Annotated in this window: 23 protein-coding genes and 1 pseudogene; 4 read left to right on the top strand and 20 right to left on the bottom strand. The window is 61.8% G+C overall.

The features are described from left to right. Positions 1–566: 566 nt before the first annotated feature. The 10 genes and pseudogenes from J3P92_RS23410 to ubiE form a co-directional block, all read right to left on the bottom strand. Complete coding sequence (locus tag J3P92_RS23410) at positions 567–2,483, bottom strand: methyl-accepting chemotaxis protein (protein ID WP_434649226.1); 1,917 nt, start codon at positions 2,481–2,483, stop codon at positions 567–569. Between the two features lie 119 nt (positions 2,484–2,602). Further along, on the bottom strand, positions 2,603–3,310 hold the full coding sequence (locus tag J3P92_RS23405) for a 16S rRNA (uracil(1498)-N(3))-methyltransferase (protein WP_434649224.1): 708 nt from the start codon (positions 3,308–3,310) through the stop codon (positions 2,603–2,605). Next, positions 3,307–4,101 carry a twin-arginine translocase subunit TatC gene (gene tatC / locus J3P92_RS23400; RefSeq protein ID WP_434649222.1) on the bottom strand — a complete coding sequence of 265 codons (795 nt, stop codon included), beginning with the start codon at positions 4,099–4,101 and terminating at the stop codon, positions 3,307–3,309. The genes J3P92_RS23405 and tatC overlap by 4 nt, the downstream gene beginning before the upstream one ends. Continuing rightward, positions 4,098–4,511 (bottom strand): Sec-independent protein translocase protein TatB, encoded by a 414-nt coding sequence (tatB, locus tag J3P92_RS23395; RefSeq protein WP_434649220.1) that lies wholly within the window; start codon positions 4,509–4,511, stop codon positions 4,098–4,100. The genes tatC and tatB overlap by 4 nt, the downstream gene beginning before the upstream one ends. Positions 4,512–4,521: 10 nt before the next feature. Next, positions 4,522–4,809 (bottom strand): twin-arginine translocase TatA/TatE family subunit, encoded by a 288-nt coding sequence (locus J3P92_RS23390; RefSeq protein WP_420767024.1) that lies wholly within the window; start codon positions 4,807–4,809, stop codon positions 4,522–4,524. Between the two features lie 24 nt (positions 4,810–4,833). Beyond that, the gene (locus J3P92_RS23385; protein ID WP_047699744.1) at positions 4,834–5,166 is read right to left on the bottom strand and encodes a phosphoribosyl-ATP diphosphatase; all 333 of its coding nucleotides are present in this window, start codon (positions 5,164–5,166) and stop codon (positions 4,834–4,836) included. Next, the gene (gene hisI, locus J3P92_RS23380; RefSeq protein WP_434649218.1) at positions 5,159–5,557 is read right to left on the bottom strand and encodes a phosphoribosyl-AMP cyclohydrolase; all 399 of its coding nucleotides are present in this window, start codon (positions 5,555–5,557) and stop codon (positions 5,159–5,161) included. Before hisI ends, J3P92_RS23385 begins: the two co-directional genes overlap by 8 nt. Positions 5,558–5,682: 125 nt before the next feature. Then, positions 5,683–7,287, bottom strand: a complete 1,605-nt coding sequence (gene ubiB, locus J3P92_RS23375) for a ubiquinone biosynthesis regulatory protein kinase UbiB (RefSeq protein WP_434649216.1) — start codon at positions 7,285–7,287, stop codon at positions 5,683–5,685. After that, positions 7,284–7,908: pseudogene (locus J3P92_RS23370) on the bottom strand (ubiquinone biosynthesis accessory factor UbiJ). The gene ubiB and the pseudogene J3P92_RS23370 overlap by 4 nt, the downstream one beginning before the upstream one ends. Next, positions 7,908–8,678, bottom strand: coding sequence for a bifunctional demethylmenaquinone methyltransferase/2-methoxy-6-polyprenyl-1,4-benzoquinol methylase UbiE (ubiE, locus tag J3P92_RS23365; protein ID WP_420767027.1), 771 nt, complete (start codon positions 8,676–8,678; stop codon positions 7,908–7,910). The pseudogene J3P92_RS23370 and the gene ubiE overlap by 1 nt, the downstream one beginning before the upstream one ends. Before the next feature lie 154 nt (positions 8,679–8,832). Between ubiE and J3P92_RS23360 the strand changes: the two genes are divergently transcribed. The 3 genes from J3P92_RS23360 to J3P92_RS23350 all read left to right on the top strand — a co-directional run bounded on the left by J3P92_RS23360 (position 8,833) and on the right by J3P92_RS23350 (position 10,717). Then, complete coding sequence (locus J3P92_RS23360) at positions 8,833–9,108, top strand: polyhydroxyalkanoic acid system family protein (protein ID WP_420767028.1); 276 nt, start codon at positions 8,833–8,835, stop codon at positions 9,106–9,108. A gap of 258 nt (positions 9,109–9,366) precedes the next feature. After that, the gene (locus J3P92_RS23355; RefSeq protein WP_420767029.1) at positions 9,367–9,789 is read left to right on the top strand and encodes a phasin family protein; all 423 of its coding nucleotides are present in this window, start codon (positions 9,367–9,369) and stop codon (positions 9,787–9,789) included. 10 nt (positions 9,790–9,799) lie between these two features. Further along, the gene (locus J3P92_RS23350) at positions 9,800–10,717 is read left to right on the top strand and encodes a phasin family protein (protein ID WP_420767097.1); all 918 of its coding nucleotides are present in this window, start codon (positions 9,800–9,802) and stop codon (positions 10,715–10,717) included. Between the two features lie 202 nt (positions 10,718–10,919). Here J3P92_RS23350 and J3P92_RS23345 read toward each other — a convergent pair whose 3' ends face one another. The 10 genes from J3P92_RS23345 to J3P92_RS23300 form a co-directional block, all read right to left on the bottom strand. Next, positions 10,920–11,540: a TetR/AcrR family transcriptional regulator gene (locus J3P92_RS23345; RefSeq protein WP_434649214.1), complete on the bottom strand. Its 621-nt coding sequence runs from the start codon at positions 11,538–11,540 to the stop codon at positions 10,920–10,922. A 57-nt stretch (positions 11,541–11,597) separates the two neighbouring features. Then, positions 11,598–13,280 (bottom strand): class II poly(R)-hydroxyalkanoic acid synthase, encoded by a 1,683-nt coding sequence (gene phaC, locus J3P92_RS23340; protein WP_434649212.1) that lies wholly within the window; start codon positions 13,278–13,280, stop codon positions 11,598–11,600. A 111-nt stretch (positions 13,281–13,391) separates the two neighbouring features. Beyond that, the gene (phaZ, locus tag J3P92_RS23335; RefSeq protein WP_039592414.1) at positions 13,392–14,249 is read right to left on the bottom strand and encodes a poly(3-hydroxyalkanoate) depolymerase; all 858 of its coding nucleotides are present in this window, start codon (positions 14,247–14,249) and stop codon (positions 13,392–13,394) included. 100 nt (positions 14,250–14,349) lie between these two features. After that, positions 14,350–16,029, bottom strand: a complete 1,680-nt coding sequence (gene phaC / locus J3P92_RS23330) for a class II poly(R)-hydroxyalkanoic acid synthase (protein WP_434649210.1) — start codon at positions 16,027–16,029, stop codon at positions 14,350–14,352. A 278-nt stretch (positions 16,030–16,307) separates the two neighbouring features. Beyond that, positions 16,308–16,685, bottom strand: coding sequence for a gamma-butyrobetaine hydroxylase-like domain-containing protein (locus J3P92_RS23325; RefSeq protein WP_420767033.1), 378 nt, complete (start codon positions 16,683–16,685; stop codon positions 16,308–16,310). A gap of 167 nt (positions 16,686–16,852) precedes the next feature. Next, the gene (gene hslU, locus J3P92_RS23320) at positions 16,853–18,190 is read right to left on the bottom strand and encodes an ATP-dependent protease ATPase subunit HslU (protein WP_039592417.1); all 1,338 of its coding nucleotides are present in this window, start codon (positions 18,188–18,190) and stop codon (positions 16,853–16,855) included. 43 nt (positions 18,191–18,233) lie between these two features. Further along, positions 18,234–18,764 (bottom strand): ATP-dependent protease subunit HslV, encoded by a 531-nt coding sequence (gene hslV, locus J3P92_RS23315; protein WP_007968352.1) that lies wholly within the window; start codon positions 18,762–18,764, stop codon positions 18,234–18,236. Positions 18,765–19,022: 258 nt separating this feature from the next. Continuing rightward, positions 19,023–19,727: an SPOR domain-containing protein gene (locus J3P92_RS23310; protein WP_420767034.1), complete on the bottom strand. Its 705-nt coding sequence runs from the start codon at positions 19,725–19,727 to the stop codon at positions 19,023–19,025. 1 nt (position 19,728) lies between these two features. After that, on the bottom strand, positions 19,729–21,465 hold the full coding sequence (gene argS, locus J3P92_RS23305) for an arginine--tRNA ligase (protein ID WP_420767035.1): 1,737 nt from the start codon (positions 21,463–21,465) through the stop codon (positions 19,729–19,731). 209 nt (positions 21,466–21,674) lie between these two features. After that, positions 21,675–23,894 (bottom strand): primosomal protein N', encoded by a 2,220-nt coding sequence (locus J3P92_RS23300; protein WP_420767036.1) that lies wholly within the window; start codon positions 23,892–23,894, stop codon positions 21,675–21,677. 272 nt (positions 23,895–24,166) lie between these two features. On the opposite strand from J3P92_RS23300, the gene rpmE reads away from it, so the two are divergent. After that, positions 24,167–24,391: a 50S ribosomal protein L31 gene (rpmE, locus tag J3P92_RS23295; protein WP_305497356.1), complete on the top strand. Its 225-nt coding sequence runs from the start codon at positions 24,167–24,169 to the stop codon at positions 24,389–24,391. Positions 24,392–24,395: the final 4 nt, after the last annotated feature.

Here is a 24,395-nt window from a genome sequence, read left to right as displayed (position 1 = left end):
TTTATCGGCCGTGACACGGCTATCGCGAGCAGGCTCGCTCCTACAGTGGGTTTGCGGTGTACGTGAGAGCTGCGGCGCTGAAGATCAAATGTGGGAGCGAGCCTGCTCGCGATGAGGCCGGCACGTTCGACATCTTCACTGGCCGTGACACCGCTATCGCGAGCAGGCTCGCTCCCACAATGGGTTTGCGGTGTACGTGAGAGCTGCGGCGCTGAAGATTGAATGTGGGAGCGAGCTTGCTCGCGATGAGGCCGGCACATTCGATATCTTCACTGGCCGTGACACCGCTATCGCGAGCAGGCTCGCTCCCACAATGGGTTTGCGGTGTACGTGAGAGCTGCGGCGCTGAAGATTGAATGTGGGAGCGAGCCTGCTCGCGATGAGGCCGGCATATTCAACATCTCCACTGGCCGTGACACCGCTATCGCGAGCAGGCTCGCTCCCACAGTGGGTTTGCGGTGTAGGTGAGAGCTGCGGCGTTGAAGATCAAATGTGGGAGCGAGCCTGCTCGCGATGAGGCCGGCACATTCGATATCTTCTTTCGCGAGCAAGCCCTCTAGTCCAAGTTAAACCCTGAACCGCCCCACCAACGTTTGCAAGTGAACCCCCAGCCGCGCCAGTTCAGCGCTCGAAGCTGCGGTTTCCTCGCTGGACGACGCTGTCTGCTCCGACACATCACGCACATTCAGCACGCTGCGGTTGATCTCCTCAGCGACGGCGCTTTGCTGTTCGGCAGCCGCGGCGATCTGTTGGTTCATCGACTGGATCGCCGACACCGTGCGCGTGATGTTCGCCAGTGAGCCCCCGGCGCGGCGGGTCAGTTCGACGCTGCTGTCGGTCAGGCTGCGGCTGTTGTCCATGATGGTCGCGACCTGTTCGGTACCGTTTTGCAAACCGACGATCAGCTCTTCGATTTCTTCGGTGGATTTCTGGGTGCGTTGGGCCAGGCTGCGAACCTCGTCAGCCACCACGGCGAAGCCTCGCCCGGCTTCACCAGCACGGGCTGCCTCGATGGCTGCGTTGAGGGCCAGCAGGTTGGTTTGCTGGGCCACGGACTTGATCACGTCCAGGACGCTGCCGATCTTGTCGCTTTCACGCTTCAGATCGCCCATGGCAGCGGTGGAGTTGCCCACCTCTTTAGCCAGGCGCTCGATCTGAGCGATGGCTTCGCCAACCACCTTGTCGCCTTCACGGGCCTGTTGGTCGGCTGCGACGGCGGCTTCGGAAGCTTCCTCGGCGTTGCGGGCCACTTCCTGCACCGTGGCGGTCATCTCATGCATGGCCGTGGCAACCTGATCGGTTTCCACTTTTTGACTGTTGACCCCGGCGCTTGTCTGCTCGGTCACGGCGGAGAGTTGGTCAGCAGCGCTGGCAATCTGGGTGACGCCTTCACCGATGCCACCGATCAGCTGCCGCAAGCCCACGGTCATGCGTTGCATGGCCCGTTGCAGTTGGCCGAGTTCGTCGCGGCGGTCAGACGTGAGGTTGTGGGTGAGGTCGCCTGCGGCGACGCGTTCCGCCACCTTCAGCGTCTCATCCAGCGGGCCGACAATCTGGCGGGTAATGACCAGGGCAGCGACCACGCCAAACAACAGGGCCAGGGCGGCGGCTGCGATCAGGACGGTCTTGGCTTGAGCGGTGTCGTGGTCGCGCACGGCGGTCTGGGACACGGTGAGTTTCTGGCTGGAATCGATCAATACCTGGCCTTGCTCGATCATGCGCTGCAGCGCAGCGCCGTTGTCGAGCTGGGAATCACGAAACTGGCTGACCGCCGCTCGATAGACATTCATCGAGTCGCTGGCCTGCTGAAGTTTGTCGGCGTGCTCCTCGGGCAACTGGGCTGGCAAGCGTGCCAGCAGTTTCAGGACATCGGTGATTGCGTCGATGGCCGGTTGCTGGGCCTCGCTTTTGCCGCTGTAGGTGTAGCCGCGAACCTGATAGCGCGCCTGCTGGATCGCCTTGCTCAGGGTCACTATGTTGTTGAACTGGGCAATATCGCCGCCTTGCAGCAGCGATTTTTCTACCTCGGCGACGCGGGCCACGGTGTTGTCGGCGCTGGCGCCCAGTTTGCTGCGGGCATCTTCGCGGCTGACGGTGGCGCTGGTCATCAGCTCGAAAGCACTTCTGTATTCGGCGACGGCGGCCAATTGCTGGTCGACCAGCGCAACGTCCGCCGGCCGTTCAATCAACTCGCGAGCAGTCTTCAGCCCGGCTTCGAGTTTGCCGAGCAGGTCGTTGACCTGTTGCGGCCCTTTCTCGCCTCGGGTGTTGTTGTAGTCGGTGCTGGCCAGGTTCAGGTCCTTGCTCAAGTCATTGAGACTGGCAATGAACCCCAGCTTGTCGCCCCGGCTGATGACATTGCCCAGGCCGGACCAACCGGTGAATGCAATCATCAAGGTGAGGAACAGCACGAGGCCGAAGCCCGCGCCGAGTTTGCGATTGACGCTTACATTTCCCAGACCCTGGGCAAGCCACCGGAACATGCTGATACTCCCTTGGAGCGTTTATATTGGTTTTATGGGGACTGTATCGGCGGCTTTGGTGGGTTCTGTAGGCGTTTGCCGAGATTTCGTGGCGAGGTGTCTGTCAGCGTGTTGCAGGGTCAGAACAACCGCGCCAGCAGGGCAGTGACGGCGGTCTCGACCCGCAGGATCCGGTCGCCCAGCTGCACCGGCTGCAGGCCGGCCTTGCCCAGCACGTCGATCTCGTAAGGGATCCAGCCACCTTCCGGGCCGATTGCCAGGGTCACCGGTTCCGTCAGTGCCCGGGGGCAAGGCGGATGATTGCCGGGGTGGCCGACCAACCCGAGGGTGCCATCGACGATGGCCGGCAGGCGATCCTCGACGAAGGGCTTGAAGCGCTTTTCGATGACGATCTCAGGCAGCACGCTGTCCCGGGCCTGCTCGAGGCCCAGGATCAATTGTTCGCGAATGGCTTCGGGCTCCAGGAATGGCGTCTGCCAAAAGCTTTTCTCCACGCGGTAACTGTTGACCAGTACCACACGCGGCACGCCCATGGTCGCCACGGTCTGGAACACTCGCCTGAGCATCTTCGGCCGCGGCAATGCCAGTACCAGCGTCAGCGGCAATTTGGCCGGCGGTGGCTGGTCGAGGGTCACTTGCAGTTCGGCCTCGCGAGGGTCCAGGCGCAGCACCTGGGCGGAGCCCATCAAGCCGTCGATGCGGCCGACCCGCAGGCTGTCGCCGACAATACAGCGATGGACTTCCTGCATATGGGTCAACCGACGGTCGCTCAGGACGACGCGGTCAGGCCCGATGAAATCGGCCTCTTCGAGCAGCAGCAGGTTCACGCTTGGGTCGCTGGCGGCTGGTCGTTGTGATCATCGACGTGCTGGTCCTCAGGCTCTTCCCGGCGCTTGCGCACCAGGCCGCCGAACAGGATGCCGATTTCAAACAGCAGCCACATCGGTACCGCCAGCAAGGTCTGGGAGAAGATGTCCGGTGGTGTGAGGATCATGCCGACCACAAAGCAGCCGATGATCACGTACGGGCGGATCTTCTTCAGGTAGGCGACATCGACCACGCCGATCCACACCAGCAGCACCACCGCCACGGGGATCTCGAACGCCACGCCGAAGGCGAAGAACAGCGTCATGACGAAATCCAGGTAGCTGGTGATGTCGGTCATCATTTCCACGCCCGCCGGGGTGGCGGCGGCGAAGAATTTGAAGATCAGCGGGAACACGAAGAAGTAGGCGAAGGCCATGCCCGTGTAGAACAGCAGGATGCTCGACACCAGCAGCGGCACGGCGATGCGTTTTTCGTGCTTGTACAGGCCCGGTGCGATGAAGCCCCAGATCTGATGCAGGATCACCGGGATCGCCAGGAACAGCGAGACCATCATCGTCAACTTCAGCGGCGTCAGGAACGGCGACGACACGTCGGTGGCGATCATCGTCGCACCCACCGGCAGGTACTCGCGCAGCGGCGTGGAGACGAAGGTGTAGATCTGCTGGGTGAAGGCAAACAGCCCGGCGAAGATAACGAAAACCGCCGCGACGCAACGCAGCAGGCGGGTGCGCAACTCGGTGAGGTGCGATACCAGCGGCATTGGCTGGTCGTTTTCAGGGATATCGCTCATGGGGCTCGCGGCGGCAAAGTGGGATCGTTGGGAGTCGGTGTCGTCGCAGGCGCCGGATCGACCGGTTTAACCGGTTCAGCCACCGTTGGCGAGGCTTCGACAGCCGGTGCCTGGGGTGCGGTCGTCGGCTCGGCCACAGGCTGGACCGGCGTCGGCTCCTGCTGGGTCGGCGTGAAGATTTTTCGCGCTTCCTGTTCCAGCGACAGGATGTGTTCGTTGTGCAGTTGCCGACGGATGTCGTCGGCACCGATTTCACGTTCAACTTCTTGTTTGATCGCATTGAAGCTGCGCTTCAGGCGGCCGATCCACAGGCCGGCGGTACGCGCAGCGCCCGGCAGGCGCTCGGGACCCAGCACCAGCAGGGCAACGAGGCCGACGAGCAGCAGTTCAGTGAAGCTGATCCCAAACATTAGTCAGTGCTCACGAGTCTTTGCGGGTTGGCTCTTCGACTTTCTGGGCCTGCACGTCGATGGTGTTCGGTGCATTCACAGGCTGTGTGGCCTGCGGGTGGACCGGTTGGGCCGGTGGCACGGGTTGTGCCTGGTTGGTCGTGGTGTCGGCCGGTTTCTCGTCATCGTTCATGGCCTTGCGAAAACCCTTGATCGACTCACCGACATCGGTGCCGAGGTTCTTCAATTTCTTGGTGCCGAACACCAGCACCACGACCACCAGAATGACGACCCAGTGTTTCCAATCAAAAATACCCATGTGGTTATTCCTCTCAAGAATTGATCAGGCGGATGGGCGCGAGGCTTTCTCGACGTGCCCGGACAGACCGAAGCGACGGTCCAGTTCATCCAGTACGGCCTGGGGATGCTGCCCCAGCTGGGCCAGCATCACCAGGCTGTGAAACCAAAGGTCGGCGGTCTCGTAGATCACGTCGCTGCAGTCTCCGCTGACGGCGGCGTCCTTGGCGGCGATGATGGTCTCGACCGATTCTTCGCCGACCTTTTCCAGAATCTTGTTCAAGCCCTTGTGGTACAGGCTGGCGACATAGGAGCTGTCGGCCGCTGCGCCCTTGCGCTCTTCCAGCACCTGGGCCAGGCGGGTCAGGGTGTCACTCATGGGTATGTCCTGAATAGATGGCATGCGGGTCCTTGAGCACCGGGTCGACGGTTTTCCAGTCGCCGTTCTCGAAGACTCGATAGAAGCAGCTTTGACGGCCGGTATGGCAGGCAATTTCTCCGACCTGCTCGACCATCAGGATGATGACGTCACCGTCGCAATCCAGGCGCATCTCATGCAGGTGCTGCACATGCCCGGACTCTTCGCCCTTGCGCCACAGCTTGCCACGGGAACGTGACCAATAGATGGCGCGGTTCTGGGCAGCGGTCAGCGCCAGTGCCTCGCGGTTCATCCAGGCCATCATCAACACGCGCCCGGTCTTGTGATCCTGGGCGATGGCCGGCACCAGGCCGTCGGCGTCCCATTTGATCTCGTCCTGCCAGTTTTTCATCTTTGGTCCTGACGGCAGCTTCAAGCTTCCAGCTGCAAGTAAAAGCGATTCTGTGTAGGGGTTGAGTGATAGGTCCAACCGTTTGAGCTCGCGGCTTGCAGCTTATCGCTTGCAGCTGTTTCGTGCTATCGGCGAACGACCAGATACAAACCAACGGCCACCATGACGCCGGCGGGCCAATGGCCCAGTTGGCTCAACGGCCCACCGGCCGCCAGCACCGCGCCGCCACCCAGGTGGGCCGCGCCGAGCAAACGCAGGAACCAGTCGTCCCGACGGCGTTTCCATGGTGGAGCGGGATCGTTGGCGTGGGGTTGGGACATGCGTTCGAGCAGGTCGCGGGTCATGTTGGCCAGGTGCGGGAGCTGTTCGAATTGGCTCTGGACGTTGTCCAGCAAGGCTTTCGGGCTCATCCGCTCGCGCATCCAGCGTTCGAGGAAGGGCTGGGCGGTGTTCCAAAGGTCCAGGTCCGGGTACAGCTGGCGGCCGAGGCCTTCGATGTTCAACAGCGTTTTTTGCAGCAGTACCAGCTGCGGCTGAACTTCCATGTTGAAGCGTCGCGCGGTCTGGAACAGGCGCATCAGGACCTGGCCGAAGGAAATATCCTTTAATGGTTTTTCAAAGATCGGCTCGCATACAGTGCGTATCGCCGCTTCGAATTCGTTGAGCTTGGTTTCGGCGGGCACCCAGCCCGAGTCGATGTGCAACTGCGCGACGCGGCGATAATCGCGCTTGAAGAAGGCGAACAGGTTGCGGGCCAGGTAGTCCTGGTCCTCGGGGGTGAGGCTGCCGACGATGCCGCAGTCGATCGCAATGTACTGCGGGCTCCACGGCTGCACCGTACTGACGAAAATGTTGCCTGGGTGCATGTCGGCGTGGAAGAAACTGTCGCGAAACACCTGGGTGAAGAAAATTTCCACACCGCGCTCGGCAAGCAGTTTCATGTCGGTGCGCTGGTCGGCCAGGGTCGCCAGGTCGGTGACCTGGATGCCGTAGATGCGCTCCATCACCAAGACTTTCGGCCGGCACCAGTCCCAATAGACTTGCGGCACATAGAGCAGCGGCGAGCCTTCGAAGTTGCGACGCAGTTGGCTTGCGTTGGCGGCCTCGCGCAGCAGGTCGAGTTCGTCGTAGATGGTCTTTTCGTAATCCTGGACGACGTCCACCGGGTGTAGCAGGCGCGCGTCGGCAGACAACCGCTCGGCGGCGCGGGCAAGAATGAACAGCCACGCCAGGTCCTGGGCGATGATCGGCTTCAGGCCAGGACGAATCACCTTGACCACCACTTCTTCACCCGTCTTGAGCTGGGCGGCGTGGACCTGGGCGACCGACGCCGAGGCCAGGGGCTCGACATCGAAGCGACTGAAGACCTCGCTGATCTTCTTGCCCAATTGCCCTTCGATCAGCGCCACCGATAACTTCGAGTCGAACGGCGGCACGCGGTCTTGCAGGAGCATCAGCTCATCGGCGATGTCTTCGGGCAGCAGGTCGCGACGGGTCGAGAGGATCTGCCCGAACTTGATGAAGATTGGCCCCAGGTCCTGCAAGGCCAGGCGCAAGCGTGCGCCGCGAGTCAGGTCCAGGGTACGCCGGGGGAACCAGCGCCATGGCAACACAAAGCGCAGCGCCAGGAGGAACCAGGGCAGCGGCAAGGCGAACAGCAGGTCATCGAGGCGGTAGCGGATCACGACGCGCTGGATGCGCAACAGACGGCGGACGGCAAGCAGCTTCATGCGTTATCGCTTGGATTCAAGGGATCGGGAAAGGCGCTCGAAACGCGCCTCGAGACGTTCCAGGTCAAGCTTGACCTGGTCCAGTTCATCAAAACGGGCCTGGGCCTCGCGTTGGCCCACGAGGGTACGCGATTCTTCGGCCAGGTATTCACTCAGATTCTGTCCCAGGCTGGCAAAGCCCTGGCGGTACCAGCGGCTGCGGCTGCGCAGGTGACCGCTGAGCAATTGGGTCGCCACCGGACCGATCCAGCGGGACACTTCGTATTCCCAGTCCAGCTCCAGGTCCTGAAGGATCGCCGCCAGCTCCAGCAGCACACCGCTGTCGCCGTCGAGCTCGACGTCCGGGCCGTGCAGCACGGCGGTCTTGTTCTTGCTCAGCGCTAGCTCCAGCAGGCTCGATGCCGGGGCTCGCAGCGTGCAATCGGCTTCGGCTTCCCAATGGGCGGCGAGCATCAGGCCTTCATCGCTGGGCAGGATAAACAGTTGCAATGCCGGGTTGCGGCAGTCGACAGCGATCACCTTGCCACTCAAGCGCGCCAGGCGCACCGGCGCCGTACTGTCCAGGCGCAGGACTCGGTTGATCCCGAGTTCCACGCTGGCGAGCAGGCCGGTGAGCAACATCAGGGCTTGATACCGCGGTGCAGGGCGACGATGCCTGAAGTCATGTTGTGATAGGTCACCCGGTCGAAACCGGCCTCGACCATCATCGACTTCAGTGTTTCCTGGTCCGGATGCATGCGGATCGATTCGGCCAGGTAGCGATAGCTTTCCGCATCGTTGGTGATCAGCTTGCCCATCAGCGGCATGAAGGCGAACGAATAGGCGTCATAGGCCTTGGACATCAGCGCATTGGTCGGCTTGGAGAATTCTAGCACCAGCAACCGGCCACCAGGCTTGAGCACGCGCAACATCGAGCGCAGGGCGTCTTCCTTGTGGGTCACGTTGCGCAGGCCGAAGGCGATCGTCACGCAGTCGAAGTGGTTATCCGGGAAAGGCAGCTTTTCGGCATCGGCCTGGACGAACTCGACGTTGCCGGCCACACCCAGGTCCAGCAGGCGGTCGCGGCCGACCTTGAGCATGGACTCGTTGATGTCGGCGAGCACCACGTGGCCGGTCGGGCCGACGATGTGGGAGAACTTCCTGGTCAGGTCGCCCGTGCCACCGGCGATATCCAGCACGCGGTTGCCGCTGCGCACGCCCGACAGCTCGATCGCGAAACGCTTCCAGAGACGATGCATGCCGCCCGAAAGCAAGTCGTTCATCAAGTCATACTTGGCCGCCACCGAGTGGAAAACCTCAGCGACTTTTTCCGCCTTCTGGCTTTCCGGCACGTTCTTGAAGCCGAAGTGAGTGGTGGGTTCGGCATCGCTGCCTTTGCGCTGATCAGTCATATCGCTGTCACCAAAAAAGAATGCGGGACATTCTAATCCCGGTGGAGGGCTTTGTCTTGGCAAGGCTGCAGGTAAGATGAACCATCGCCCGGACGTTTTGACGCAGGCAGGGTCTGAACGTTCAGGCAAGTCTCGATCAAGCAGGAGTTATCAGATGGCCCGTATAACGGTTGAACGTGAACATGGCTTGGGCAAGGAAGCGGCCCGTGAAAAGGCTGAGAAGTTGGCGCAGAAACTGTCCGACAGCTATGGCCTGGAGCCCACGTGGGAAGGCGACACGCTGAAGCTCAAGCGCTCCGGGGTCAAGGGCGAAGTGCATGTAGGCGAGGATTCGATTCGCGTCGATGTGGAGTTGGGCATGTTGATGTCGGCCATGAGCGGCACGATCAAGGGGGAAATCGAAAAGGCGCTGGATAAGGCGTTGGCTTGATTGATTGGAAACGCGCAAAACTTAAGTTGAGCAAAATCTCCTGTGGGAGCGAGCCTGCTCGCGAAAGCGGTGTGCCATTCAATACTGATGTCGCTGATACCCTGCATTCGCGAGCAGGCTCGCTCCCACATTGGAAATCAGATGTCTCGGGATTTGTGTCGGTTGTTAGGGTGCCGTTTCTAATTATTGCCACTACTTTGTGCCTGAGCCCGTCCGTGTGCGGGCAGTTCCTCAAACCTTTTTCGAGTGAGGTGCACCATGGCCAAAGTTATCCTGAAGAAAAAAACGGACGTTGAATCTTCCACGCTGAGCGACGTGAAAACGTATGCGCGCAAGATCTGGCTAGCGGGCCTGGGCGCCTATACAAAGGTCGGCCAGGAAGGCAGCGAGTACTTCCAGGAGTTGGTAAAGGCTGGCGAAGTAGTTGAAACCAAAGGCAAAAAGAAGATTGCCGGGAAACTTGAAGCGGCCAATAGCGAACTGATCGAAGCCAAGTCCGAGGTCAATACGTTCAAGGCCAGGGTCGAAGTTCAACTCGACAAAGTCGAGAAAGTATTCGACGCGCGTGTTGCAAGTGCCTTGAATCGTATCGGCATTCCGTCTAAACATGACGTTGAGGCACTCTCTGCTAAGCTCGATGAGCTGACGGCATTGCTCGAACGTGTCGCGCGTAAACATTAAGGAGAACGGGATGGCTGGCAAAAAAATCACCGAAAAAGAAGGCAGCTCGTGGGCCGGGAAGATTGAAAAGTACTCCCGCAAAATCTGGCTTGCTGGTTTAGGCGTGTACTCGAAGATCGACACTGACGGCAGCAAACTCTTCGAGTCCCTGGTAAAGGACGGCGAGAAAGCCGAAAAACTCACCAAGACGGCAGTCGGCAAGCAAGTCGACGCAGCCAAGGACTCTGCCGAGTCCGCCAAGTCGCGCATCAGCGGCGCGAAGGACCGTGCGTTGGGCACATGGGGTGAGCTGGAAGGGGCTTTTGACAAGCGCCTGAACAGCGCGATCTCCCGTCTGGGCGTGCCCAGCCGCAATGAAGTCAAGGAACTGCACAACAAGGTCGACACCCTGACCAGGCAGATCGAAAAACTCACCGGGGCCAAGGTTACACCGGTTGCGACCAAGGCTACGGCAACCAAGACGGCGGCGGCCAAGCCTGCGGCGAAGGCGGCGGCCAAGCCACTGGTCAAGGCGGCGGCCAAGCCTGTGGCAAAAGTGGCGGCCAAGCCTGCGGCCAAAACCGCAGCGGCCAAACCAGCTGCGAAGGCAGCGGCCAAGCCGGTAGCAACCAAGGCTGCGGCTAAACCCGCAGCTAAACCGGCGGCGAAAACCGCCGCAGCCAAACCGGCTACCGCCAAACCGGCAGCCAAGCCAGCGGCAAAAGCGGCGGCCAAACCTGCGGCCAAGGCAGCAGCGAAACCCGCAGCGGCCAAGAAGCCGGCCGTGAAGAAACCGGCTGCACCAAAAGCGGCTGCACCGAAGGCGCCAACCGCCGCCGCCAAACCGGCAACAGCTCCGGTGAGCACGGCGAACTCCGCCTCGGCTCCAACCCCGGTGGCCACGCCAACATCTACGCCGACTCCATCGACGCCTCCCACCCAGTCCTGATCTACAGAGCTGAAAAAAACGCCCGGCCTGTAATGGCCGGGTTTTTTTTGCGCCATAGAACCCTACTGTGGGAACGAGCTTGCTCGCGATGGCGGTGTGCCGGTACACATTGTCGTTGAATGTGCCGCAGCCATCGCGAGCAGGCTCGCTCCCACAATGGGTATGCCACTGCCACTGCCACTGCCACTGCCACTGCCGTTCGTTATTCGTGCTCTTCCAGATACCGCAACGCCATTTGCTCGGTGGCGACCTTGATCGCCGGCGGCAGGTGTGGCGCCACCAGCATCATGACCTGATAGACCACCAGGCGAACGTCGCCTTCGCGATCCAGGATCCGCTGGTAGTCCAGGGAAAACAGCAGGGTCATGGTGACCTGTTCCACCAGTTGCCCCAACGCCTGGGTGTCGCTGACCAACAACCCCTGGGCCTTGAGTTGCGCCAGCAATGAGGCCAGGGTTCGCTTCAGCGCGTTGAGCAACTGGCGAATACCCTTGGCCAGCTTCGGCAGGCGCCCGGCCAGGTTCGACAGGTCCTGGAACAAGAACCGGTACTGAGCGAGGCGTTCAATGATCAGGTGCAGGAACAGCCAATAGTCCTCCGGCGCCAGCTGTGCATCGGCAGGTGGGTCCAACAGTGGCGCCAGCTCGGCCCGGAATCGCTCGAACAATCCGAGTATCAGCGGTTCCTTGCCGTGGAAGTGGTAATACAGGTTGCCGGGGCTGATGCCCATTTCGTTGGCGACTTCCATGGTGGAAACGTTCGGCTCGCCCTTTTCGTTGAATAACTGCAGGGCACATTCAAGGATACGGTCGCGGGTCTTCATCCGGTCTTCTTTATGGTGAGTCGTGCCACGGTCCGCGATGCGGCCGTGGTGAGGCCTTCAGCGCACCCGTACATAGTTTCCGGGCGCGGCTTCCAGAGGCGGATATTTGCTGTTGCCCAGCGCCATGACCGTTTCGCGCTGTTCGCCGGAGCGTTCCTGGATCCAGCCCAGCCACTGGGGCCACCAACTCCCCTCGACGTGCTTGGCGTCGTAGTACCAAGCCCTGGGGTCGCTGCTCAGCTTCGGGTTCTCGATGTAGTTGGCCTTGGGGTTGCCCGGCGGGTTGAGAATGCTCTGCACGTGACCGCTGTTGGACAGCACGAAACGGCGGTCGCCCCCCAGCAGCAGCGTGGAGCGGTACACCGCGTCCCATGGGGTGATGTGGTCGTTGATGCCCGCCACGCTGAAGCTGTCCACCGTGACTTTTTGCAAATCGATCGGCGTGCCGCACACCTCCAGCGCGCCCGGGCGGGTCAGCGGGTTGTGCTTGAAAAAGTCCAGCAGATCGCCGTGGTACGCCGCCGGAAGCCGAGTGCAGTCGTTGTTCCAGTACAGGATGTCGAACGCCGGCGGCTCCTTGCCCAGCAAGTAGTTATTGACGAAATAACTCCATATCAGGTCGTTGGGGCGCATCCAGGCGAATACGCGGGCCATGTCGCGCCCGTCGAGAATGCCTCGCTGGTAGGAGCGACGCTTGGCGGCTTCGAGAGTCTGTTCATCGATGAACAACGTTGCCGGGCTTTCCATCTCGCTGTCCAGCAGGCTGACCAGGTACGTCGCACTGGCGACCCGGCGCAGCTGGCGCTTGGCCTGCAAATGGCCTTGCAAGGCGGCGATGGTCATGCCGCCGGCGCAGGCGCCCAACAGGTTGACTTCCCGTGCGCCGGTGATCGCCCGGCAGACGTTCATGGCTTCTTGCGTCGCCTCGACATAGCTGGACAGGCCCCATTCACGATGGCGAATGTCGGGGTTGCGCCAACTGATGATGAAGACCTGCAAGCCGTTTTTCAGGGCGTATTGGACGAGGCTATTTGAGGGGCTGAGGTCGAAGATGTAGAACTTGTTGATCTGCGGCGGCACGATCAGCACTGGCGTGGCGAATTGCTTTTCGCTCATCGGTTTGTACTGGATCAGTTCCAGCAGCTCGTTGCGAAACACCACCGCACCGGGTGTGGTTGCCAGGGTCTTGCCGACTTCGAAAGCCTGGGGCGTGACCTGCCGGGGCAGCCCATCGTTGTGCAGCAGGTCGTCCACCAGGTGGCTGATGCCACGAATCAGGCTGGTGCCGCCGGAGTTGAACAGTTCCTTGATCGCCAGCGGATTGAGCAACGTATTGGAGGGCGACACCGCGTCGTTGAGCAGGGAGAAGGTGAAATGGGCACGGGCGCGATCGTCCTCGCTCATGTCGCTTTCGTCGATCCAGCTCCTGACCTGCTTTTGCCAGCTCAGATAGGCTTGCAGGCTACGACGATAGAATGGATTGAGCTGCCAGGTCGGGTCGGCGAAGCGCTTGTCGTTGGGGTTGGTGGGGTGCAGCGTTTCGCCCAGCAGCACGCGCCCCAGTTGACTGCCCAGCCGCAACGCATGCCGGGCGCTGTGCACCGGATTGCGCAAGCCATGAGCGGCGACGTTGCGCAAGGTAGAAAGCAGGTCCCTGCCGCGCAGGCCGGTGACCGCGCTCTGTGCATTGATGAAACTGGCAGGGGCGGGCGTGGAGCCCTTCGCCGGTTTGTCGCGCATGAGTCAACTCCTTCGTCATCAGGCTAAAAACAAACACACCGAACCAGACAACATAGACGCTGTTTCGGGTAGTTGCGTGATCCGGCGTCCTGCCAGGCGCAATGGGCGGTGTCAGCCGCCACCCAGCGGTGCGGGATGTGGGTGCATGACCGCGCGCTGACGTTCTTCCTCCAGGAATTTCATGATGATCGGTGCCACGGCCTCGGCCCGGGTGATCAGGAACAGATGGCCGTCATCGATGATGTGCAACTGAGAATTGGGAATGCGCCAGGCCAGCATGCGCATGTTGATCAGGGGAATCAGCGGGTCGTCGTCTCCGGCCAGGATCAGCGTTGGCTGGTGGATCTTGTGCAGCCAGTGGATGCTGGTCCAGCCAAGGCCCGCGAAAAGCTGCCAGTAATAACCGAGCTTGCCGGCCGAACGCACCTTGGCCGCGTGACGGGCCGCCAGGCTTGGGTCGCGGCGGAACGAGCCGCCGTAGATCAGTGGAGCGATGCGCATGACATGTGACGGCTGCACGTAGCGCCGGGGGCTGGCCATCATCCACAGCACCTTCGGCTTGCCGGGCACCATGACCGCGCCGGCGGCCGTGGCGGCGAGCACCAGCTTCTTGCAGCGCTCCGGATAGTCGTGGGCGAACTGCTGCGCCAGGGCGCCGCCCCAGGACACGCCGATCACGTTCACCTGCCCGTAGTCCAGGTAATCGAGCATCCGCGCGGTGAGCTTGGCCAGGCCGGGAAAGCGATACGGCCGGCTCGGTGTAGACGAACCGCCGACCCCGGGCACATCGAAGGCGATCACTTCCAGGTCCGGGTCCAGGGCCTCGATGAATGGGAAGACCAGCTCCAGGTTGGCGCCGATGCCGTTGAAAATCAGCAGCGGGGTCAAATGGGGCTTGCCGGGACGTACCGCGGTGCGCAAGGTCTGGCCATCCAGGTCGACGGTACGGAAGATGTACGGTTGCGGCATGCTTCAAGCCCTGGGGTTAAAAAAGCAGAATGGCAGCTTCAAGCTTCAAGCTTCAAGCTTCAAGCTTCAAGTTAAGGCGCTTGTAGCTTGCGGCTCACAGCTATCTTTCATGCACGTAAGTGCCCGGCGCCGCCTCACCGGCCACGTAGGTCTTGTTGCCCAGCACCGAGGGCGCTTTCTTCAGCTTGCCCGAGCGCTCGGCCTGCCAGGCTTGCCAGTGCAGCCACCAGGAGTCGGTGTGCTTGGTGGAGTTTTCCATCCAGTCCTCGGCCTTGGCCGGCATGTCCTCGCTGGTCATGTAGCGCGACTTGGGGTTGCCCGGCGGGTTGAGGATGCTCTGGATGTGGCCGCTGCTCGACAACACGAAATCAACCTTGCCTCCAAACAGCTGCGCCGACTTGTAGCAGGACTTCCACGGCGTGATGTGGTCGTTGGTGCCGGCCAGGGAAAAGATGTCGGCAGTGACCTGCTTGAGGTCGATCGGCGTGCCGCATACTTCCAGTGCATTGGGGCGGGTCAGCGGGTTGTTCTTGAACATCTCGATGAGGTCGCCATGGAACGCCGCCGGCAGTCGCGTGGTGTCGTTGTTCCAGAAGAGAATGTCGAACACCGGTGGTTCGTTGCCCAGCAGGTAGTTGTTGACCCAGTAATTCCAGATCAGGTCGTTGGGACGCATCCAGGCGAAGACCTTGGCCATGTCGCGGCCTTCCAGTACGCCGGCCTGGTAGGAATGGCGCTTGGCCGCTTCCAGGGTCTGCTCGTCGACGAACAGGGCCACGTCGGTGTCCAGGGTCGTGTCCAGCACACTCACCAGCAGCGTCAGGGCATTGACCTTCTTCTCGCCGAGCGCGGCGTAATGGCCCAGCAGCGCGGTGCAGGTGATGCCGCCCGAGCAGGCGCCCAGCATGTTGACGTCCTTGCTGCCGGTGATGGCCGTGACAACGTCCACCGCTTCCTTGAGCGCTTCGATATAAGTCGACAGGCCCCACTCGCGCTGCGCCTTGGTGGGGTTGCGCCAACTGATGATGAATGTCTGCACGTTGCTGCGCAGGCAGAAGCGCGCCAGGCTCTTATCCGGGCTCAGGTCGAATACATAGAACTTGTTGATTTGCGGCGGGACCACCAGCAGCGGCCGCTCATGCACCTGCTCGGTGATGGGGCGGTACTGGATCAGCTCCAGCACATCGTTGCGAAACACCACGGCGCCTTCCGTCACGCCCAGGCTCTTGCCGACTTCGAAGGCGCCCATGTCGACCTGGCTTGGCATACCGCCGTTGTGTACCAAGTCTTTTGCCAGGTGGGACAAACCGTCGAGCAGGCTCTTGCCGCCGGTTTCGAAGAAGCGCTTGACCGCCGCGGGGTTGGCCGCCGAGTTGGTCGGGGCCATCGCCTCGGTCATCAGGTTGATCACGAAATGCCCGCGGCTGATGTCCTGGGGCGAGAGGCTGCTGTCGTCGATCCAGGCGTGCAGCTCCTTGCGCCACGCCAGGTAGGTTTGCAGGTAGCGTTTGTAGAGCGGGTTCTGTCTCCAGGCCGGATCGGCGAAACGACGGTCGTCGCTGGTGGGCTGCAACTCGGACTTGCCGAACAGGACCTTCCTCAGCTCAGCGCCGAAATGGGCCACATGCTTGACGCTGTGAAGGGGTTGTCTGATGGTCTGGGTCAGCACCATCCGGGCAGAGGCCAGCAGGTCCTTCCTGCGCAAGCCGACGACGGGATTCAAGCCCAGGGTGTTTTCCGAGGCTTGGTATTTCAACTCATCGTTGTTCTTGTTGCTCATCTACGACGCTCCATTGTCCTTCAGACGAGTACCGGGGCCGTGCCGTGAAGCCGCAAGGCCAATACCAGGTACGCTGCTCGGGGTGACCATTAATTCCGCATCGAGGGCAATGAGGAAACGTGTGCCAGGAACTCGCCGGTTCCTTTGCAGGGAACTTGCCAGCTCCATTGGTTACCCGAGTTTAATTTTTTTCGCAAGCAGGCCAGTCATTGACGATGCTGCGCAGGCATTCAAGCAGATGAGTCTAGAAAATTCGCCCTAAAGCGCCAGCCCGTGAGCTAGAGCATCAGCTTGACGACGGACTCGTTCGGATCGCGGGTTTTTCCGGCGGCCTTGAGCTCGGCGAGATAATCGTTCCACAGGACTTCCTGGCGCACTGCCAACTGATACAGGTAGTCCCAGGTGAACAATCCGCTGTCATGGCCGTCGTCGAAGGTCAATTTCAGTGCGTACTGGCCGGCCGGTTCAACCTTGGTCAGGCCGACGCCGAGCTTGCCGTATTGCAGGATGGGCTTGCCGTGGCCCTGGACCTCGGCGGAGGGCGAGTGCACCCGCAGGAATTCCGCTGGCAGGTGGTATTCCTCGTCTGGCGCGTACTTGAGCGTCAGGGTCTTGGAGGCTTTGTGCAGGTTGATGGCGGTGGGGAGTTTGGTCATGGCCTATGATCCGTCTCTGAAGGACGCGTTGATCTGCAAAACGACGCGGTTCATGTGGGAGCGAGCTTGCTCGCGATAGCGGTTTGACAGTCAATACATGGATTGAATGTTGTGCCGCCATCGCGAGCAAGCTCGCTCCCACAGGTCCGGGGAAACCTGTCGGTGGCTTACAGGATATAGCGCGACAGGTCTTCGTTCTGCGCCAACTCACCCAGGTGGCTGTTGACGTACTCGGCGTCGATGCGGATCGGCGCTTCGTTGTGGGCGCTGGCCAGGTCGCCGGCGCTGAACGAGACTTCCTCGAGCAGACGCTCAAGCAGCGTGTGCAGGCGGCGGGCACCGATGTTCTCGGTCTTTTCGTTGACCTGCCAAGCGATCTGCGCCAGGCGCTTGATGCCTTCGGGCGCGAACTCGATGTTCAGGCCTTCGGTCTTGAGCAGCGCGCAGTATTGCTCGGTCAGCGACGCATGGGGCTCGCTCAGGATGCGTTCGAAATCTTCCGGCGACAGCGCCTTGAGTTCAACACGAATCGGCAAGCGGCCCTGCAACTCAGGAACCAGGTCGCTCGGCTTGCTCAGGTGGAACGCGCCGGAAGCGATGAACAGGATGTGGTCGGTCTTGACCATGCCCAGCTTGGTATTGACCGTGCAGCCTTCGATCAGCGGCAGCAGGTCGCGTTGCACGCCTTCGCGGGACACATCGGCGCCGCCGACGTTGCCGCGCTTGGCGACCTTGTCGATCTCGTCGATGAACACGATGCCATGCTGCTCGACCGCTTCCAGGGCCTTGGCCTTCAATTCTTCTTCGTTGACCAGGCGGCTGGCCTCTTCATCGCGCACCAGCTTCAGCGCTTCCTTGACCTTGAGCTTGCGGCTTTTCTTCTTGCCCTTGCCCATGTTGGCGAACAGGCTCTGCAGCTGGTTGGTCATCTCTTCCATGCCCGGCGGCGCGGAGATGTCGACACCGGCCATCTCGGCCACTTCGATCTCGATCTCCTTGTCGTCCAGCTGGCCTTCGCGCAGGCGCTTGCGGAACAGTTGGCGGGTGTTGGAATCCTGGGTCGCGGCGGAGTCGGCGTTGAAGCCCATGCGCGCAGGCGGCAGAAGCGCATCGAGGATGCGTTCTTCGGCGGCGTCTTCGGCGCGATGGCGAACCTTGGTAATTTCCTGCTCGCGCAGCAGCTTGATAGCGGCATCGGCCAGGTCGCGAATGATCGACTCGACGTCGCGGCCCACGTAGCCCACCTCGGTGAACTTGGTGGCCTCGACCTTGATGAATGGCGCATTGGCGAGCTTGGCCAGGCGACGGGCGATCTCGGTCTTGCCGACACCGGTCGGGCCGATCATCAGGATGTTCTTGGGTGTTACTTCAACGCGCAGTTCTTCAGGCAACTGCATCCGGCGCCAGCGGTTGCGCAGGGCAATGGCGACGGCGCGCTTGGCATCGTCCTGGCCGATGATATGGCGATTGAGTTCGTGGACGATTTCGCGGGGAGTCATGGACATAATAATTGGCGGTCCTCAAGCGGAAGTCTGGGCCTGGATGGGCTCACTCCGCGAGGTCCTGCTCCTCAATGGTCTGGGTGTGGTTGGTGAAGACACAGATGTCGCCGGCAATGCCAAGGGCTGTCTCAACGATTTCCCGGGCCGACAGGTCGGTTTTTTTCAACAGGGCGCTGGCGGCGGCCTGGGCGTAGGCGCCACCGGAACCCATGGCGATCAAGCCGTCTTCAGGCTCAACGACGTCACCGTTGCCGGTGATGATCAGCGAGGCATCCTTGTTGGCGACCGCGAGCATCGCTTCGAGGCGGCTCAGGGAGCGGTCGGTACGCCATTCCTTCGCCAGCTCGACGGCGGCGCGGATCAGGTGGCCCTGGTGTTTTTCAAGCTGGCCTTCAAAACGTTCGAACAGGGTGAAGGCATCGGCGGTGGCCCCGGCGAAACCGGCGATGACCTGGCCGTGGTACAGGCGGCGGACTTTCTTCGCGTTGCCTTTCATCACGGTGTTGCCCAGTGAAACCTGGCCGTCGCCGCCCATGACGACTTTGCCGTGACGGCGGACTGAAACGATGGTGGTCAAGGGAAGAGTCTCCACGCAGCGGGGCGAAAATGCCCGGATGGAACTCATATGGGGGTGGCGTGGGGTTTTTCAACTGCAAGGGTGCGGAGGGGATGAGTGGTCCCTCGCTGTTTTTGGCAGAGGACTTCTTTGTGGCGAGGGAGCTTGCTCCCGCTGGACCGCGCAGTGGCCCCAAGCTTTTAGGGCTGCTACGCAGCCCAGCGGGAGCAAGCTCCCTCGCCACGAAAAGCCTCGCAGCCATAAATGCCTTCGTTGGAATCAGCGGCTCTGGCGTTGTTGTAACAACAGGTTGCTGAAGCCGCTGCCGGCCAGTTGTTTCTGGGCCTTGGTCAGCTCTTCCCGATTGCTGAACGGGCCAACCAGTACCCGGTACCAGGTTTCGTCCTTCACCGTGCCGGATTCCACCGACACCGACTGGCCCAGCAAAATGATCTGTGCCCGGACCTTGTCGGCATCGGCTTCCTTGCGGAACGAGCCGGCTTGCAAGAAGAACTTCGTCACTGGCGCAGCCTTTTGTACGGGCGGCGCGGGTGGCGGCGTGATGCCGGCCAGGGCCGCCTGGGCGCGGGCGGTGTCGATCTTGGCGGCTTCGGCCGGGGTCACCGGTGTGGCCGGCACCTGAGGCACTTGTGGTGTCGGCAGGGTTTTCTCCGGCACGGCATCGGGCGGCACGATGACTTCCGATTCCGGCAGCAGGGTATAGAAGTCGTACTTCGGCTTCACCGGTTGCGTCGGGCTCGGCGGGGTCTTGTTGGCCTCGGCGATCCGCGTGGCTTTCTGCTGCTCTTGCCGCACGCGCTTGACGTCATCGCCCTGGCCCGGCTCCAGCTTCATCAGAAAGACAATGAAAGCGCCGACGGTCAGGCCGATGGCCATCCACAACCAGCCCGGAATCGGCTTTTTGGCCGGGGGCTGGTAACGACTGGCGCCGCGTTTGGGTGCAGGTTTTTTCTTGGCGGCCAACTTACATGCGCTCCAGGGTTTCCAGGCCCAGCAGTTCCAGGCCTTGCTTGAGCGTACGTCCGGTCAGCGCGGCGAGGCGCAAGCGGCTCTGCATTTGTGCCGGGGTGTCGGCGCTGAGGATCGGGCAGTTCTCATAGAAGCTGGAGAACAGGCCAGCGACGTCGTACAGGTAGGCACACAAAGTATGCGGTGTACCTTTGTCGGCGACGTTGTTCAGCACCTCGCCGAACTGGGCCAGCCTGGCCGCGAGTTCCTGCTCGTGGGCGGCCTCGAGGACAATCTGACCCTCCACTTCGTCGAAGCGTTTGCCGAGCTTGCGGAACACCCCCGCCACGCGGGTGTAGGCGTACAACAGGTACGGCGCGGTGTTGCCTTCGAAGTTGAGCATCAGGTCGAAGTTGAAGCTGTAGTCGCTGGTGCGGTGTTTCGACAGGTCGGCGTACTTCACCGCGTCGATGCCGACGACCTTGGCAATGTTGCGCAGTTCGTCTTCGGCCAGGTCCGGGTTCTTGCCCTTGACCAAGGTGTAAGCGCGGTCCTGGGCTTCGGTCAGCAGGTCGATCAATTTTACGGTGCCGCCGTCGCGGGTCTTGAATGGGCGGCCGTCGGCGCCGTTCATGGTGCCGAAGCCCATGTGCTCCATTTCCATCGGGTGGGTCACGAAGCCAGCCAGGCGCGCCACTTCGAACACTTGCTGGAAGTGCAGGGCTTGGCGCTGGTCGACGAAATACAGCACCCGATCGGCCTTGAGCACGCCGTTGCGGTAGCGTACGGCCGCCAGGTCGGTGGTGGCATAGAGGTAGCCGCCGTCGGCTTTGACGATGATCACCGGCAGGGGCTCGCCATCGGCGGTCTTGAACTGCTCCAGGAACACGCACTGGGCGCCGTTGCTTTCTACCAGCATGCCCTTGGCGCGAAGGTCGTTGACCACGTTGACCAAGTCATCGTTGTAGGCGCTCTCGCCCATCACGTCGGCCATGGTCAGCTTGACGTTCAGCAGCTCGTAGATTTTCTGGCAGTGGGACAGGGAGATGTCCTTGAACTTGGTCCACAGCGCCAGGCACTCGGCATCGCCGGCCTGCAGCTTGACCACCAGGCCACGGGCGCGGTCGGCGAATTCGGGCGATTCGTCGAAGCGTTGCTTGGCGGCGCGGTAGAAGTTTTCCAGGTCCGACAGCTCGTCGCTGGTGATGGGGTTTTCCTGCAGATAGGCCATCAGCATGCCGAACTGCGTGCCCCAGTCGCCGACGTGGTTCTGGCGGATCACGGTGTCGCCGAGAAACTCCAGCACGCGCGCCACGCCGTCGCCAATGATGGTCGAGCGCAGGTGGCCGACGTGCATTTCCTTGGCGAGGTTAGGGGCCGAGAGGTCGACTACGGTGCGCTGCAATGGCCCGGCCTTGCGTACGCCAAGGCGCGCGTCGGCCAGGGCCGCGTCGAGACGCGAGGCCAGGGCCTGGGTGTTCTGGAAGAAATTGATGAAGCCTGGGCCGGCGATATCGGCCTTGCTGACGTTCTCGTCGGCCGGCAGCGCTGCGATGATCTTTTCCGCCAGGTCGCGAGGCTTCATGCCGGCCGGCTTGGCGAGCATCATCGCGATGTTGCTGGCGAAGTCGCCGTGGGTCTTGTCGCGGGTGTTCTCGACCTGAATCGCCGGCGACAGGCCTTCTGGCAGCACACCTTCAGTGACGAGTTGGGTGATGGCTTGCTGGATGAGCTGGCGAATGGTGTCTTTCATGGTCTTCTCTTTCAACCGCAGGCGCGGCGGCGCTTCGATGCGCTGGTGGAAAAACTGGGCATTATCCGTGGCGCGGGCGAGCTTGCCAACTGTAGCGGGTTGGTTGGGGATGTGTGGTGGTTGTTCGGACGCCTTCGCGAGCCGGCTCGCTCCCACATTGAAATGAGGTTTCTGTGGGAGCGAGCCTGCTCGCGAAGGCGGCGCCTGGGTCAGTACAAATCCACCGGATCCACATCCAGCGACCAGCGCACCGCCCGCCCGCTGGGCATCTGTTCGAGCACCAGCAACCAGGCATTCAACAGCCGATGCAGCGGCGCCCGGGCATTGGCCTGCAATAAAAGCTGGGCACGATAGCGCCCGGCGCGTCGTTCCATCGGCGCTGGCACCGGGCCCAAGAGTTCGATGCCGGTGAGGTTCTGTTCCGCCAACAAACGCTCCGCCTCGCTGCACGCTTCATCCAGAAAACCTTCAGCCTGCCCCGGTTTGTGAGCCTCGGCCCGCAACAGCGCCAGGTGGGCGAACGGTGGCAGCCCGGCGCCTCGGCGTTCGCTCAACGCCTGCTCGGCGAAGGCAAAATAGCCTTGCTCGGTCAGTTGTATCAGCAGCGGATGATCCGCCAGGTGGGTCTGGATGATCACTTTGCCTGGCTCTTCGGCGCGCCCGGCGCGGCCTGCGACCTGGACGATCAGCTGCGCCATGCGCTCGCTGGCGCGAAAATCGCCGGAAAACAGCCCGCCATCGGCATCCAGGATCGACACCAGCGTGACGCGGGGGAAGTGATGCCCCTTGGCGAGCATCTGCGTGCCCACCAGGATGCAGGGCTGGCCCTTTTGGATGGTGGCGAACAGATTGTTCATCGCATCCTTTCGGGAAGTGCTGTCGCGATCCACGCGTAGCACCGGATAGTCGGGAAACAAAATGCCCAGCCGCTCTTCGGCGCGCTCGGTGCCGGCGCCCACGGGACGCAAGTCGACTTTCCCGCATTGCGGGCAGTTCCTCGGCACACGCTCGGAGTGCCCGCAGTGGTGGCAGCGCAGTTCGCCGTAGCGTTGATGGACGGTCATTCGTGCATCACAGCGCTCGCAACCGGACATCCAGCCGCAATCATGGCACAGCAGGGTCGGGGCGAACCCCCTGCGGTTGAGGAAGACCAGGACCTGTTGCCCGGCTGCCAGGGTCTGGCCGATGGCTTGCTGCATCGGTCCGGAAATGCCGCTGTCCAGTGGACGACTTTTCACATCCAGGCGCAGGAAGCGCGGTTGCTTGGCGCCGCCGGCTCGTTCGTTGAGGCGCAGCAGGCCGTAGCGACCGGTGTAGGCGTTGTGCAGGCTTTCCAGCGAGGGCGTGGCCGAGCCAAGGACGATGGGAATGTTTTCCTGACGGGCGCGCACCAGCGCCAGATCCCGCGCGTGATAGCGCAGGCCTTCCTGCTGTTTATAAGAACCGTCGTGCTCTTCGTCGATGATGATCAGGCCGGGATTTTTCATCGGTGTGAACAGCGCCGAGCGGGTGCCGATGATGATATCTGCCTCGCCGTCCCGGGCGGCGAGCCAGGCTTCCAGTCGCTCGCGATCGTTGACCGCCGAGTGCACCAGGGCGATTCGCGCATTGAAGCGTTGTTCGAAGCGCGCCAGGGTTTGTGGGCCGAGGTTGATCTCCGGGATCAGCACCAGGGCTTGTTTGCCGGCTTCGAGGGTCTGGCGGATCAGTTGCAGGTAGACCTCGGTCTTGCCGCTGCCGGTGACGCCCGCCAACAGAAAGGCGTGGTAGCTGTCGAAGCCCGCGCGAATGGCCTCGCAAGCGGCCCGTTGCTCAGCGTTGAGTGGCAGTTCCGGCTGGGCCAGCCAGTGTTCATGGCGTGCGCTCGGGGCATGCCGACGGACTTCCACCTGGACCAGGTCCTTGGCCAACAACAGGTCGAGGCTGTCCTTACTGAGCATCAACTTGCTCAATAACGGGTGCGCCACGCCATGGGGATGCTGGGCCAGGGTCGCCAGGGCTTCGCGCTGGCGCGGTGCGCGGGCAATACGCGGATCGTCCAGCGAGGCGCCCGGTGCCGCCGACCAGAACCGCTCCTGGCGCGCCTCGGCCGGTTCGCCCTGGCGCAACAGCGCCGGCAGGGCCCAACTCAGGGTGTCACCCAGGCTGTGCTGATAATACTGGGCGGTCCACAGGCATAATTTGAGCAGCGGCGCCGGCAGCGGTGGCGTCGCATCGAGTAGGGCCAGGGCTGGCTTGAGCTTATCGACCGGCACTTCGCTTTGATCGCTGACTTCCACCAGGATGCCGATCATTTCCCGCCGGCCGAACGGCACGCGCAGACGCATGCCCGGTTGCAACTGGGCACGCGGCACTCCAGCCGGGGCGCGGTAATCGAACAGGCGGCGCAGGGGCGATGGCAAGGCGAGGCGCAGGATGGCGTCGGGCACGCGGGGATCTCGGTAAACGGACAAATTCGCAAGTCAATGTGGGAGCGAGCTTGCTCGCGATGGCGGCCTGTCAGTCAACATGCATGTGGCAGATCCACCGCTATCGCGAGCAAGCTTGCTCCCACAGGGGTGTGGTGGGGGCGAGCCTAGCAGACGGTTGGTACAAGGCATAGCTTGCGTGAACGACGATGTCTGGTAGAATCCGCGGCCTAATTACGTGCGGTATTCAACAATAGTGTTGGGTGGCGGCACGCTAGCCTGAGGAAAACACCATGAAAACCGATATCCATCCAGACTACCCAGTTGTTGCAGTCACCTGCAGCTGCGGCAACAAGTTCGAAACCCGTTCGACCTACGGCAAAGCCCTGGCGATCGACGTTTGCAACGAATGCCACCCGTTCTACACCGGTAAGCAAAAGACTCTGGATACCGGCGGTCGCGTTCAGAAGTTCGCCGATCGTTTCGGTGCTTTCGGCAAAGTTACTCCGAAAGCCTGAGGCT

This window comes from Pseudomonas sp. D3-27 (assembly GCF_051132165.1).
Classification (GTDB): Bacteria; Pseudomonadota; Gammaproteobacteria; order Pseudomonadales; family Pseudomonadaceae; genus Aquipseudomonas.
Note: the sequence above shows the minus strand (reverse complement) of the source record. Positions and strands in the feature narration are given on the sequence as shown.

Coding starts and splice junctions, on each gene's coding strand:
- J3P92_RS23410 (WP_434649226.1), bottom strand. CDS start 2,483: ATGTTCCGGTGGCTTGCCCAGGGTCTGGGAAATGTAAGCGTCAATCGC.
- tatC (WP_434649222.1), bottom strand. CDS start 4,101: ATGAGCGATATCCCTGAAAACGACCAGCCAATGCCGCTGGTATCGCAC.
- tatB (WP_434649220.1), bottom strand. CDS start 4,511: ATGTTTGGGATCAGCTTCACTGAACTGCTGCTCGTCGGCCTCGTTGCC.
- J3P92_RS23390 (WP_420767024.1), bottom strand. CDS start 4,809: ATGGGTATTTTTGATTGGAAACACTGGGTCGTCATTCTGGTGGTCGTG.
- J3P92_RS23385 (WP_047699744.1), bottom strand. CDS start 5,166: ATGAGTGACACCCTGACCCGCCTGGCCCAGGTGCTGGAAGAGCGCAAG.
- hisI (WP_434649218.1), bottom strand. CDS start 5,557: ATGAAAAACTGGCAGGACGAGATCAAATGGGACGCCGACGGCCTGGTG.
- ubiB (WP_434649216.1), bottom strand. CDS start 7,287: ATGAAGCTGCTTGCCGTCCGCCGTCTGTTGCGCATCCAGCGCGTCGTG.
- ubiE (WP_420767027.1), bottom strand. CDS start 8,678: ATGACTGATCAGCGCAAAGGCAGCGATGCCGAACCCACCACTCACTTC.
- J3P92_RS23360 (WP_420767028.1), top strand. CDS start 8,833: ATGGCCCGTATAACGGTTGAACGTGAACATGGCTTGGGCAAGGAAGCG.
- J3P92_RS23355 (WP_420767029.1), top strand. CDS start 9,367: ATGGCCAAAGTTATCCTGAAGAAAAAAACGGACGTTGAATCTTCCACG.
- J3P92_RS23350 (WP_420767097.1), top strand. CDS start 9,800: ATGGCTGGCAAAAAAATCACCGAAAAAGAAGGCAGCTCGTGGGCCGGG.
- J3P92_RS23345 (WP_434649214.1), bottom strand. CDS start 11,540: ATGAAGACCCGCGACCGTATCCTTGAATGTGCCCTGCAGTTATTCAAC.
- phaC (WP_434649212.1), bottom strand. CDS start 13,280: ATGCGCGACAAACCGGCGAAGGGCTCCACGCCCGCCCCTGCCAGTTTC.
- phaZ (WP_039592414.1), bottom strand. CDS start 14,249: ATGCCGCAACCGTACATCTTCCGTACCGTCGACCTGGATGGCCAGACC.
- phaC (WP_434649210.1), bottom strand. CDS start 16,029: ATGAGCAACAAGAACAACGATGAGTTGAAATACCAAGCCTCGGAAAAC.
- J3P92_RS23325 (WP_420767033.1), bottom strand. CDS start 16,685: ATGACCAAACTCCCCACCGCCATCAACCTGCACAAAGCCTCCAAGACC.
- hslU (WP_039592417.1), bottom strand. CDS start 18,190: ATGTCCATGACTCCCCGCGAAATCGTCCACGAACTCAATCGCCATATC.
- argS (WP_420767035.1), bottom strand. CDS start 21,465: ATGAAAGACACCATTCGCCAGCTCATCCAGCAAGCCATCACCCAACTC.
- rpmE (WP_305497356.1), top strand. CDS start 24,167: ATGAAAACCGATATCCATCCAGACTACCCAGTTGTTGCAGTCACCTGC.